This window comes from Nocardia sp. NPDC001965 (genome assembly GCF_053594175.1).
Genome location: NZ_JBSFDZ010000002.1, coordinates 234,284 through 247,047, shown reverse-complemented (window position 1 = coordinate 247,047; position 12,764 = coordinate 234,284). Strand labels below are relative to the sequence as shown.

Here is a 12,764-nt window from a genome sequence, read left to right as displayed (position 1 = left end):
GGAATCCATGCGCTCCGCAACCGGCTCGGTCCGGTGACCGCAATAACGAATGTCACACCGGAACGTCGTGGACGGATTTTTCCGGTCTCCTAGCGGGGCATCTGCAATCGTATTTGCTTGCCGGTAACTACAAATAGGTCGCGCTGTAATCCAAATTGTAAATTGGGTTACAGAACCGTAATAAACGGTGGCGAATCTACTGGAAGGTTCTCGTCGAACCCGCGCACCAGAGGTTGGTGGCGCACCTGCTGGAGAAAGTTTCAAGGCTATGAATCTCAGGAAGTTCGCCGTGACATCTGCGCTGGTAGCAGCAGCTATCGGCATCGGCACCGGTACCTCTTACGCGGCGCCGTCGGCAGTCGAGAACCCTGATATCCACTACACGGCCGATATTGTGGACCGGTCCGTGGTGGTGCGGACGGACGCCGGATCGCTGACGACAGAAAACGGTCAACTACAGGTTCGCGACAGTTTCGGAAATGTGGTTGCCGGAATGCCGTTGAGTTATCTGCGTGAAGGTCTCGAATATCCGATCGCTGCCGCGGCGGACGGGGCCAACCAGATCACGCTGACCCCGAGTGCCGATCCGGCCACCGCGCGCCCGGCGCCCATGCTGCACGATATCGCCTCGCGGGAGGAGACGGACGACGCGATGTCGGCCGCCTCCACTCAGTTCGGCTTGGCGACCGGTGTCGGAACCCTGATCGGGACCGTTATCGGTATCGGGGGCGGCTGCCTCCTGGGCGCGATCGCGGGGACGCCTTTCCTCGTGATCCCGGGTTGGATCGGTGGCTGCCTGAGCGGTGCGGCCATCGGCGCTCCGCTGGGTGCCGCGGCAGGCCTGGTCACCGTCGGCGGTGTCGCGGGTATCGCGGTCGCCATCGAATACTTCAACCGGATCAACGCCCCGGCCCCGGCCTGATCGCCACCGGATCGAGGCAAGCCGCCGGTCGGTGACCGGTGGATCGAGTGAAGTGAGTCGGCCCTCGGTACGCGAGACAACCCGAAGCGCATACCGTCCCCTGCCGGGCGCGGTATGCGCTTCGTCGTTGTTCTCGAAGCATGTACTGTCCGGCTGTCGGCTGCCGGCCTGGTGGCGGGCGCGCGAACGGCGGAGGAGACGACTCCGCGGAGTTGTTCGGGCGGGTGGTCGGGACCGAGGATCATGCGGCGCAGCTGTGGCTGCGAGGCTCCATCCGACGAGGCCGAGGGCGAGGAACAACAGGGCCCGCGGATCATCGCCTGCTCCCGCCGCGGTTTCGGCGGCGCTGATCTTGCCGAGATAGAGCCCGTGCCTACTTCGACCGGGCCGTCTTCCGAGCCCAGCTCGACCGATGACCGCCGGCGCTGCCGCGAATTTCTACGACAACTGCCCGCCGAAGGCGCGGCGGCTGTGCGCGAGAAATTCGCGTACCGCGGGATCGGAGGTGTTCTGCCAGATCAGGGCGAGCAGCGCGGGTATGTCGATATCGGCGATCGGCCGGACGATGAGCCGGTCGCGGTAGTGCGCCGCCATCGAGTCGCTGAGCACGGCCACCGCGAGACCGCGGGTGGCGAGATCCGCGATCGCGTCCGCCGCGCCCGCCTGTAACGCGATCGTGGGCCGGAGGTTCTGCGCGGCGCAAGCCTGGTCGAGTACTGCGCGCAAGCCGGTGCCGGTGGGCATGCAGACGATGGGATGGGCGCACAGTTCGCGCAGCGTCACCTCGGCCTGTGCTGCCAAGAGGTGGCCGGTGGGTACTGCCGCGACGAGCCGGTCGGTGGTGAGGGTCAGCGCGGGTAGTCCCGCCGGTGTGGCGGTGGCCGTGCCGACCAGGGCGAAGTCGAGGGCGCCGGCGCGGACCGCGTCGACGAGCCGGTCGGAGTTGTCCTCCGACAACGAGATCTCGACCCCGGGGTGGGCGCGGTGGAAGGTGGACAGTGCGTCGAACAGTGGGGTGACGGTGCAGCCCACGACCATGCCGACGGTGAGCGTGCCCCGGACCAGATCGGTGACCTCGCCGACCGCCCGCGATACCGCTCGGGCGGCGGTGAGTGCCGTGCGGGCGTGTTCGAGCGCGGCCTTTCCCGCGACGGTGAGCGTCGCGATACGTGTCGTTCGGTCGAAGAGTTCGGCGCCGAGTTCCCGTTCCAGCTGCCGGATCTGAGCACTCACTCCGGATTGGCTGATGTGCACCCGGTCGGCCGCCCGGGTGAAGTTCTGTTCTTCGGCGACCGCGACGAAGTATTCGAGCTGTCTCAGTTCCACAAGTTCTGATCATACTTTCTATCAGAACCAGCTGTTGGACTTCTGGAATCCCCGCGCGCAGGCTGGGGAGGTACGCAGGCAACACGATCAGGAGGAAAACGTGTCGGAATACGAGAAGGCCATGCGCCCCGAAGATCTCACCCGCTTCTTCGTCGAGCGATCCAACGCGGGCGACGCGGCCGGGGTCGCCGAGCTGTACGAAGAAGACGCCGTACTGGCCTATCCGCCCGGGAGCCCGACCGTGGGCCGGGCGGCGATCCGCGAACTATGGGCGAAGGTATTGGCCGGCGGCCCCCGGTTCGAGCCGGAATCGCCCCTTCCGACGCTGATCAGCGGTGATATCGCGCTCACCTCGACGCCACCGAAAGATGGGACGGGCGCCCGGGCCCAGGTCGTCCGGCGGCAGCCCGACGGAAGCTGGCTGCGCCTGCTCGATCAGCCCGAGTTCGTCCCGCCCGCGGGGTGAACGGGTTCGCGAGGGAGCCGCTCGACGACTGAGGCCGCCCCGGATTCCCGGGTGGCGGTCGGTGGCGCACGCGGGACCCTTCCGGTCACCGCCCCGGTCGAGGAGAGAACCGACGCGGCCGGGGCGGCCGGGCCGGAGAGTCAGCTGTTCGCGGCCGGGCGGACCGTGCTGTACCAGTCGAGCAGATCCGGATCGTCCACCGCACTGCGGTCGACGACCTGTGCCGGGTCGGCGCCCTGGAACAGCCGTTTGATCGGTACTTCCAGCTTCTTGCCGGTGCGGGTGTGCGGGATACCGGGGGCCGGGATCACCTCGTCGGGGACGTGGCGGGGTGACACCTCGGTGCGGATGGTGGCGGCGATGAGCGCCTTCAGTTCGGCGGTGAGTTCGATACCGGGGGCGAGAACCACGAACAACGGCATCCAGTATCCGCCGTCGGGTTGTTCGACACCGATCACGAGTGCCTCGGCGATCTCGGGCAACTGTTCCACGCACTGATGGATATCGGCGCTGCCCATCCGGATTCCGTGCCGGTTGAGCGTGGAATCCGAGCGGCCGTGCACAATCACGCTGTGCCGATCGGTGCGGGTGATCCAGTCACCGTGCCGCCAGACTCCGGGATAGGTGTCGAAATACGCTTCGCGATAGCGCTTCCCGTTCTCGTCGCGCCAGAATCGGAGCGGCATCGACGGCATCGGCGCGGTGATCACCAGCTCACCCACCCCGTCGTGGACCGGCTGCCCGGCCGCATCGTAGACATCGAGTGCGACACCGAGGTAGGGCGCCGACAGTTCGCCCGGCCGGACCGGAACCGTCCGCACACCACCGGCGAACGCCGACACCACATCGGTACCGCCACTGATCGAGCAGACCTGGACGTGCTCACCGCTGTGCTCGCCCAGCCACAGCGCCGAGGCGGCCGGTAGCGCGGAGCCGGTGACCCCGACGGTGCGCAGCGCGGACAGATCGTGATCGGCACGGGGTACGCATCCGGCTGCGGCGCAGGCGAGTACGTAGCCGGGGCTGATTCCCAGGACGGTGGCGCCCACCTCGGCGGCGATACGCCAGAGTGCGTCCGGGGCCGGTGCGGTGGGGCTGCCCTCGTAGGTGACGACGGTTGCCCCGGCCAGCAGGCCCGCCACCTTGAAGTTCCACATCATCCAGCTGGGGCTGGTGTACCAGAAGAACGTATCCGCCGGGCCGATATCGAACTGCAGGGCAACCGCTTTGAGGTGCTCCAGCACCACTCCGCCGTGTCCGTGCACGATACCCTTGGGCAGTCCGGTGCTCCCGGAAGAGAACACGACCCACAACGGGTGGTCGAACTCCACCGGTTCGGTGGTGAGCACCGGCGGATCGGCACCGGGGTGGACCGCGTCGTCCCACAGCATCGCGTCCGGTACCTCGAGCCCGAGTCGTGGTATCGCGACGGTGGCCCGGAGCGAGTCGAGGCCCGCGCGCAATGCGGCGATATCGGCGCGTTTGTCGTGCGTCCGGCTGCCGAAGCGGTAGCCGTCGGCGGTGATCAGAACGGCGGGTTCGAGCTGTCCGAGCCGGTCCAGTGCGGCCTTCGCCGAATAGTCCTGCCCGCACGCACTCCAGACCGCGCCGATACTCGCGGTGGCCAGGAATGCGACCACCGCCTCCGGGATATCGGGCAGATACCCCGCCACCCGGTCTCCGCATCGGACGCCGAGAGCGCGCAATGTCCGGGCGAGGGCAGCCGACCGGCCGATCAGTTCCGTCCAGGAGATATCGCGGATCCCGCCCTCTTCGCCGACGGCTCTGATCGCGGGCCGATCGGTACGCATCCGGCGGACAACCTGATCGACATAATTGATCCGGGTGCCGGGAAACCAGATCGCGCCCGGCATCTCCGGCCGCGCCAGTACCGCCCCCGCGACCTCGCCGAGAGCGAAATAGTCCCACAGTGCGTGCCAGAACCCGGCGAGGTCCTCGACCGACCACTGCCACAGCTCGTGATAGCCGGCGGCCCGGCGCCCGGTGCGTTCGGCGACGAACTCGGCGAAATCGGTGATCCTGGCGTCGGCGAGGTCCTGCGCGGTCGGTACCCATTGTGGTCGCATCGGGTCTGTCGGATTGCCGGCGAACAGCGCGTCGGAACCGCCCGAGCGGGTGGAACGCGCCCTCATCGCGCGCTCCACCCGCCGTCCATCGTGTAGGCCGCCCCGGTGACCATCGCGGCCCCGGGTGAGGCGAGCCAGCTCACCAGGCCGGCGACCTCGTTCGGTTCGACGAGACGTTTGATCGCGCTCTCGGTGAGCAGGATCTTCGCCAGCACCTCCTGCTCGGGTACCCCGTGCGCGGCTGCCTGATCCGCGATCTGCTCGTCGACCAGCGGCGTGCGCACATAGCCCGGATTGACGCAGTTGCTCGTCACGCCGTGCGGGCCGCCCTCGAGCGCGGTCACCTTCGACAGTCCCTCCAGCCCGTGCTTGGCCGTCACATAGGCGACCTTGTACGCGGAGGCACGCAGACCGTGCACCGAGGAGATGTTGACGATCCGTCCCCAGCCCTGCCGGTACATATGCGGCAGGGCCGCCCGAACCAGGAGGAACGGTGCCTCCACCATCAGCGTCTGCAACTCGCGGAACCGTCGCGGCGCGAACTGCTCGATCGGACCGATGTGCTGTACCCCGGCATTGTTCACCAGGATGTCGGCGCCGAGTTCGAGATCCTCCAGTGCCGCGACGTCGAGCAGGTCCACCGCCCACGAGTCGCCACCGATCTCCCGGGCCACCGCGGCGGCGCCGGCCGCGTCCACATCGGCCACCGTGACAGTGGCGCCCCGGGCCGCGAGGGCCCGGGCGCACGCCGCGCCGATACCGCTCGCGCCGCCGGTGACCAGGGCGCTGCGTCCCGCCAGCTCGCTCATCGTGCGAGCACCTCGCCGGGGCGGGCGGTGAGGTTCGCGGCGTCGGCGCGGTCGACACTCTCCAGGGCAAGCCCTTTCGTTTCGCGGGCGGCGAGTACCGCGACCGCGCTGACCGCCGCCGCGCCGGCCAGATACCAGGCGATCGGCACCGCGGACCCGTAGGTGTCGAGCAGACGCACGGCGATGATCGGCGCGAGCGATCCGGCCAAGATCGATGTCACCTGGTAGCCCAGGGACACACCGGAATAGCGCATCCGGGTCGGGAACATCTCGGCCATGATCGCGGGCTGCCCGGCATACATGAAGGCATGGAAGACCAATCCGATGACGATGGCGGAGAGGATGATCGCGTTGTTACCGCTGTCCATCATCGGGAAGGCGAAGAATCCCCAGGTGCCGGCGGTCAGCGCCCCGACCAGATAGACCGGCCGGCGGCCGAACCGATCGGACAGGTTGCCCACCAGCGGAATCACCACGAAGTGCACGGCGTGCGCGGCGAGCAGCCACCAGAGGATCTCGGTGGTATCGGCGTGCACCTCGACCTTCAGGTAGGTGATGGTGAAGGTGACCACCAGGTAGTACATGATGTTCTCGCCGAAGCGCAGTCCCATGGCGGTGAGTACGCCGCGCGGATACCGGCGCAACACCTCCACCACGCTGAGCGAGGTGGCTTTCATCTCTTCGGCTTCCTGTTGCGCGGCGACGAAGATGGGAGCGTCGGTGATCTTGGTGCGGATGTAGTAGCCGACCAGTACCACCACCGCCGACAGCCAGAACGCGACCCGCCAGCCCCAGCCGAGGAACGCCTCGTCGGACAGCGTCGAGGTGAGCACGAGCAGGACCACCGTGGCGAGCAGATTGCCCGCGGGCACTCCCGCCTGCGGCCAGCTCGCCCAGAAACCGCGGCTGCGGCTCGGGCTGTGCTCGGCGACGAGCAGCACCGCACCACCCCATTCGCCGCCCACCGCGAAACCCTGGATGAAACGCAGGGCCACCAGCAGGGCCGGAGCCCAGTAGCCGATCTGGCCGAAGGTCGGCAGGCAGCCCATCAGGAAGGTCGCGGCGCCCACCAGTACGAGACTCAACTGCAGGAGTTTCTTCCGGCCGTACTTGTCGCCGTAATGGCCGAATACGACGCCGCCCAGCGGGCGGGCCGCGAAACCTACCGCGTAGGTGACGAATGCGGCGAGGATGGCGTCGAGATCGCTGGTCCCCGCGGCGAAGAACACCTTGCTGAACACCAGTGTGGCGGCGGTGCCGTAGAGGAAGAACTCGTACCATTCCACGACGGTGCCCGCCATCGAGGCGGCCACCACGCGCCGCAGGCCCCGGGGTGTTCCACCGGGACCGGGGTCCGCTGGTACGGCCGGGACGGATCCGGCGCTGTGCTCCCTCATCGCACTACTCCTTCGTGCCCGGGGCCACACGTCGGACTCGATGTGACGGCCCCCACAATATTCGGCTTTCCCGAGTATTCGTGCAGAAGTTGGGCGCCGCAATGACCACTTGTGCAGCGCCGATGTGCAAATATGCAGATATGAGCGCGGCCCATCCGGGACGTCCCAGCGCGGACGACCTCCTGATCCTCTTGGCCGTCGGCCGGTCCGGCAGATTCGTGACAGCGGCCGACGAACTGGGCATGAACCACACCACCATCTCGCGGCGGATCGCGGCTCTGGAGCAGACCCTCGGCGGCCGGGTCCTCACCCGGATGACCGGCGGCTGGGAACTGACCGAACTGGGCCGGGAGGCGCTGGCCGCGGCCGAGGCCGTGGAGTCGGCGGTGAAATCGCTCGCGGCCGACGCCGACGGAAACCGGCTACTGGAGGGCGTGGTCCGGATCTCGGCCACCGACGGCTTCAGTGCCTATATCGCGGCACCGGCGGCGGCGCGGGTGCGGCGGCACCACCCGAACATCGCGGTCGAGATCGTCGCGATCACCAGACGGGCGTCGCAACAGCGCTCCGGGCTCGATCTCGAGATCGTCGTCGGCGAGCCGCAGGTGCGCCGGGCCACGGCGAGCCATCTGGCGGACTACCGGCTCGGCCTCTACGGGTCGCGCGAATATCTGCGGGAACACGGCACCCCCGGGGCGGTCGAAGATCTGGCCCGATACCCGCTGGTGTACTTCATCGATTCCATGTTGCGGGTCGACGACCTCGACCTGGCCTCCGGATTCGTTCCCGGAATGCGCGAATCCGTCACCTCCACAAATGTTTTCGTGCACGTCGAGGCCACCCGGGCCGCCGCCGGGCTGGGCCTGCTGCCATGCTTCATGGCCGACCGGCACCCCGATCTGGTCCGGGTGCTGCCGGATTCGGTGGCGGTACGACTCGGCTACTGGCTCGTGGCCCGCGCCGAGACCCTCCGCCGCCCGGAAGTCGCCGCCGTCGTCGCCTCGATCCGGTCCGTGCTCGACGAGCAGCGCGCCACCCTGCTCGGCCGCGGGTGAGTGCACGGCGAAGGGACGAGGATCCGCCGCACCCGGTTCAGGAGGCGAGCCCGGAATCCCGGATGGCTTCGGCCAGCGGTTCCAGCACCGCCGGGTCGTGCGGCGGCGGCAGGTAGACGATCGCGAGTTCCAAGCCTTCGGCCCCCAGTGCGGCCGCCCAATCGATCAGCTCGCTGTAGCCGAGTCCGGGGTCCAGCCGCCGCTGCGCCGAGAGCAAGATCTCTTTCGGGTCGCGTCCTATATCGGCGCAGTGACCCGCCAGCACATCGCGTTTGCGGGCGAACTCCTCGGTCGTCCCGGCGACGAAATTCCAGTGCTGGGCATAGCGGGCGGTGATGCGGAGCGTGCGCTTCTCGCCGTTGCCACCGATACAGATCGGAGGGTGCGGGCGCTGTGGGCCCTTGGGTTCGTTTCGGGCCTCGGTCAATCGGTAGAACTTGCCCTCGAAATCGGTGGTCGCCCGGCTCAGCAGACCGATGAGGACCTGGCACGCTTCCTCGAACCGGTCGAGACGTTCGGTGACGGTACCGAGCTCGATACCGTACGCGCCGGATTCCTCCTCGTTCCAGCCCGCGCCGATCCCGAGTTCCAGCCGGCCACCGGAGATGATGTCGAGGGTCGAGGCCATATTGGCCAGCACCGCCGGATGCCGGTAGTGCACGCCGGTCACCATCGTGCCGAGTCGCAGGCGTTCGGTGGCCTGCGCGAGCGCGGTCAGCGTGGTCCAGCCCTCGAGGCAGGGGCCGGTCGGGTCGGAGAAGATCGGATAGAAGTGGTCGAAGGTCCATCCGGATTCGTAGATCTCGATATCGTCGGCGGCCCGCCAGACGGCCAGCATATCGGCCCAGGTGGTTTCCTGCGGTGAGGTCTTGAACGCGAATCGCATGACCCCAGGCTAGAAGTTGGAGTGTGCTCCAGGTCAAGCCGAAACCCGGCCCGATGCCGAGCCGCAACCCGGTGCTGGAGCAGCGTGCCGACGCTGGGCGGCCCGGCGGATTCCGGGGGCGATTCCGTGCCCGACGCCGCCGCCGGACCTGCCCACCGGTGGGCAGGTCCGGCGGCTTGTCGCCGAATCCGGGCATGATTAGCATTCCCGTTCCGGGACTTACGTTTTCGGATGAATCCGACGGCTGCCCGCGCCCGCCGCAGACCCGAAAGAGGATATCGTGACCACCGAGCAGACGCCGCAGTTGCGAACCCGCCAGGAACGACGGATCGCGGAATTGTACGACCGCGACCCGCAGTTCCGGGCGGCCGCGCCACTGGACCGGGTCACCGCGGTGCTGGAACGACCGGGTATGCCCCTGGCCGAAGTGGTGGCCGCCGTGATGGACGGCTATGCCGACCGGCCGGCGCTCGCTCAGTGCACTCGGGAACTGATCACCGACGAACGGACCGGGCGCACCGGGCTACGCGCCCTGAACGGATTCGAGACGGTGTCCTACCGCCGGTTGTGGGCCCGGGCGGGTGCCGTCGCGACCGGTTGGGCCATCGACGACATCCCCCTGCGCCCCGGCGATTTCCTCGGCCTGCTCGGGTTCACCAGTATCGACTACGCGACGCTGGTGCTGTCGTGCGTGTACTCCGGGGTGGTGGCCGTACCGCTGCAATGCGGTGCGCCGCCCGCGCAACTTCGACCCGTGTTGGCCGAAACCGGGATGACGGTGCTGGCCACCAGTACCGAGTACCTGCCGATCGCCGCCGAGGTCGCGGCGGTCTCGCCGACGCTGCGCCGGATCATCGTCTTCGATCACCGGCCGGACCACGACGCCGATCGCGAGACCCTCGCCCGGGCTAGGGGCCGGCTGGAGCAGTCATCGCATCCGGTGGTGGTGGAGACCCTGGCCGAGGTTTTCGAGCGGGCCGCGCCGCACACCCCGATCCCGTACCACACCGGTACCGGCGACGCGCTGACGATGCTGATCTACACCTCGGGCAGTACGGGCACGCCCAAAGGCGCGATGTATCCGCAGCGGCTGGTCGCGGCGCTGTGGCGAGGGTTCCAGTCGAGTGTGAACCGGATCCCGGTCATCGGGTTCAACTATCTGCCGATGAGCCATCTGGCCGGGCACGTTTCCCTCATCGGCACCCTCGCACGCGGGGGCACCGGCTACTTCGCTACCGCGAGCGACCTGTCCACGCTCTTCGACGATCTGGCACTGGCTCGGCCCACCGAACTGAACCTGGTACCCCGGATATGCGAGATGCTCCACCAGCTCTACCAGAGCGAGGTGGGTGGATCCGCCGGCACGGCGGCCGAGCAGGACCGGATACGGACCCGTCTGCGCGAGGACGTCCTGGGCGGCCGCGTCGTCCGCGCGGTATGCGGAACGGCGCCGCTGGCGGCCGAAACGGCCGCGTTCATGGAAGCCTGTCTGGACCTCGAACTGCACGACGGCTACGCCTCCACGGAAGCGGGCGGCATCATGATCGACACCCACCTGCTGCCGCCGGTCGCCGGCTACAAACTCGTCGATGTACCCGAGCTGGGCTATTTCGGGACCGACCTGCCGCACCCGCGCGGCGAACTGCTACTGCGCACCGCGAATATCATTCCCGGTTACTACAAGCGCCCGGAACTGAACGCGAACATGTTCGATGCGGACGGCTATTTCCGGACCGGCGATATCGTGGCCGAGCTGGGGCCACGGCAGATCTCCTATCTCGATCGCCGCTCGAACGTGCGCAAACTGGCCAACGGTGAATTCGTCGCGGTGGCACAGCTGGAGTCGATTTTCACCGGATGCCCGGCTGTCCATCAGATCTTCGTGCACGGTGATTCGGCCCGGTCCTCGCTGCTCGCCGTGATCGTGCCGACCCCGGAAGCCCGGCAGGGGGCAGCGGACGAGGCCGCGTTGCGTGGGCGGCTGGCCGGTGAGCTCCGGGCGGCCGCCGAACGGGCCGGCCTGCGGAACTACGAGATACCCGGGGACTTCGTGGTGGAGCCGGAGCCGTTCAGCCCGGCCAACGGGCTGCTGTCGGATTCGCGGAAAGTATTGCGGCCCAATCTGGAACGGCGTTACGCGGATCGGTTCGCGCGACTGTACGAGGCGGCGGCGGCCCGGCGTACCGGACAATTGCGCGAACTCCGCGAAGCGCAGGGCCCGACGCTGGATATCGTGCTGCGGGCGGTGCGATTGCAGTTCGACCGGGCGGATCTGCCGGTGCGGCCCGACGCCGGGTTCACCGAACTCGGCGGTGATTCGCTGTCGGCCGTACTGTTCGCCGAACTCCTGCAGGAGATCTTCGGCGTCCCGGTGCCGGTGCATGTCATCGTATCGCCCGAGACCGACCTGCGTGCACTGGCCGCGTACCTCGATACCCGGCGGGCCGCCCGGCAGTCGCGTCCCGGCTTCGCCGCCGTGCACGGCGCGGACGCCGTCGAGATCCACGCCGCCGATATCACCGTCGCCCGGGTACTCGGTGACGATCCGCGCGCGGCCGCGCAGAGCACGCTCACCGAGCGGCCGCGCACGGTATTGCTCACCGGTGCGACGGGGTATCTCGGCCGGTACGTCCTCCTGGAACTGCTCGCCCAGCTTCCCCGGGACAGCAGGGTGGTCTGCCTCGTGCGCGCAGCCGACGATGCCGCCGCCCGGCGCAGAGTGGACGAAGCGCTGGGCGGCACCACCGAATCGGCGACGCGTTACCGGGAATTCGCCGGCCGTACGGAAGTAGTCGCCGCCGATATCACCACGCCGTGGCTGGGGCTCGGGGAAGCGCGGTGGCAGCGGTTCGCCGCCGAGGTGGACGCGATCGTGCACGCCGGTGCACTGGTCAACCATGTCCTGCCCTACCGCGAACTGTTCGAACCGAACGTGGTGGGAACCGCCGAGCTGATCCGGTTCGCGGCTGCGCAGCGGCTGAAGCGGTTCACCTACATCTCCACAGTCGCCGCCGCCGATCCGGTCGCGCTGGCCGACGAGGGCGCCGATGTGCGGTCGAGCGGACCGGTGCGGCCGCTCGGCGGTGGATATGCCGCGGGATACGCGACGAGCAAATGGGCCGGAGAGGTGCTGCTGCGCGATGCGCACGACAGATACGGAATTCCGGTGACCGTGCTGCGGCCCAGCATGATCCTGGCGCACCGCACCGATCCCGGCCGGCACAATTCCGCCGATATGTTCACCCGGCTGCTGCGCAGCCTCGCCGTGACAGGATTGGCACCGCGTTCGTTCTACAGCGGCGACACCGGCGATGCCGTCGCCCACTACGACGGCCTACCGGTCGATTTCGTCGCGGCGGCGATCGCCGGGCTCGGCGGCCGGGCCGCCGGGTTCACCACCTATCACGTGGTGAACTCGAACGACGACGGAATCTCGCTCGACACCGTCGTCGACTGGCTCATCGAAGCGGGTTGCCCGATCCGCCGGATCGACGACTACGGCGACTGGCTGACCCGCTTCGGTTCCGCACTGCACGCCCTACCGCCGCGGCAACGGCAGCTGACCTCGTACGCGTTGCTCGACGCCTACCGGACGCCGGCTCCGCCGGTCGCCGGATCACCGGCGGCGACGGTCGTGACCGCGGCGGCTGTCCGGGCGGCCGGGCTCGGCGGCGCCGGCGAGATCCCGCAACTCACCCGTGCGCTCATCGGCGGGTATCTCGACGATATCCGCGAACCCGGCGCGGTTTCGGCGTATCGACGTGGAACCGGTCGGTCCGGGTGATCCGGCCGGTGCCGGACCGGAGCTCGATTTCC

The 12,764-nt window shown here is 68.3% G+C and carries 9 protein-coding genes; 4 read left to right on the top strand and 5 right to left on the bottom strand.

Annotation, left to right across the window (positions count from 1 at the left end; translation table 11 throughout):
- The first annotated feature begins 289 nt into the window (after window positions 1-289).
- Complete coding sequence (locus ACWCPQ_RS04985; protein ID WP_449894854.1) at window positions 290-922, top strand: hypothetical protein; 633 nt, start codon at window positions 290-292, stop codon at window positions 920-922.
- A gap of 438 nt (window positions 923-1,360) precedes the next feature.
- On the opposite strand, the gene ACWCPQ_RS04980 is transcribed toward ACWCPQ_RS04985, so the two are convergent.
- Window positions 1,361-2,248 carry a LysR family transcriptional regulator gene (locus ACWCPQ_RS04980; RefSeq protein ID WP_449894852.1) on the bottom strand — a complete coding sequence of 296 codons (888 nt, stop codon included), beginning with the start codon at window positions 2,246-2,248 and terminating at the stop codon, window positions 1,361-1,363.
- A 100-nt stretch (window positions 2,249-2,348) separates the two neighbouring features.
- Here ACWCPQ_RS04980 and ACWCPQ_RS04975 point away from each other — a divergent pair, with 100 nt between their 5' ends.
- Window positions 2,349-2,714 (top strand): YybH family protein, encoded by a 366-nt coding sequence (locus tag ACWCPQ_RS04975; RefSeq protein ID WP_449894850.1) that lies wholly within the window; start codon window positions 2,349-2,351, stop codon window positions 2,712-2,714.
- A gap of 140 nt (window positions 2,715-2,854) precedes the next feature.
- Here ACWCPQ_RS04975 and ACWCPQ_RS04970 read toward each other — a convergent pair whose 3' ends face one another.
- From ACWCPQ_RS04970 to ACWCPQ_RS04960, 3 genes are all read right to left on the bottom strand, one after another.
- Complete coding sequence (locus tag ACWCPQ_RS04970; RefSeq protein WP_449895525.1) at window positions 2,855-4,801, bottom strand: acetoacetate--CoA ligase; 1,947 nt, start codon at window positions 4,799-4,801, stop codon at window positions 2,855-2,857.
- A 62-nt stretch (window positions 4,802-4,863) separates the two neighbouring features.
- Window positions 4,864-5,610 (bottom strand): 3-hydroxybutyrate dehydrogenase, encoded by a 747-nt coding sequence (locus ACWCPQ_RS04965; RefSeq protein WP_449894848.1) that lies wholly within the window; start codon window positions 5,608-5,610, stop codon window positions 4,864-4,866.
- Window positions 5,607-7,007 (bottom strand): MFS transporter, encoded by a 1,401-nt coding sequence (locus ACWCPQ_RS04960; RefSeq protein WP_449894845.1) that lies wholly within the window; start codon window positions 7,005-7,007, stop codon window positions 5,607-5,609. Before ACWCPQ_RS04960 ends, ACWCPQ_RS04965 begins: the two co-directional genes overlap by 4 nt.
- Before the next feature lie 140 nt (window positions 7,008-7,147).
- Here ACWCPQ_RS04960 and ACWCPQ_RS04955 point away from each other — a divergent pair, with 140 nt between their 5' ends.
- On the top strand, window positions 7,148-8,062 hold the full coding sequence (locus tag ACWCPQ_RS04955) for a LysR family transcriptional regulator (RefSeq protein ID WP_449894842.1): 915 nt from the start codon (window positions 7,148-7,150) through the stop codon (window positions 8,060-8,062).
- A 37-nt stretch (window positions 8,063-8,099) separates the two neighbouring features.
- On the opposite strand, the gene ACWCPQ_RS04950 is transcribed toward ACWCPQ_RS04955, so the two are convergent.
- Entirely contained in the window at window positions 8,100-8,948 is an 849-nt protein-coding gene (locus ACWCPQ_RS04950) for an LLM class F420-dependent oxidoreductase (protein ID WP_449894840.1), read from the bottom strand.
- A gap of 280 nt (window positions 8,949-9,228) precedes the next feature.
- Here ACWCPQ_RS04950 and car point away from each other — a divergent pair, with 280 nt between their 5' ends.
- Window positions 9,229-12,732 (top strand): carboxylic acid reductase, encoded by a 3,504-nt coding sequence (gene car / locus ACWCPQ_RS04945; RefSeq protein WP_449894838.1) that lies wholly within the window; start codon window positions 9,229-9,231, stop codon window positions 12,730-12,732.
- Window positions 12,733-12,764: the final 32 nt, after the last annotated feature.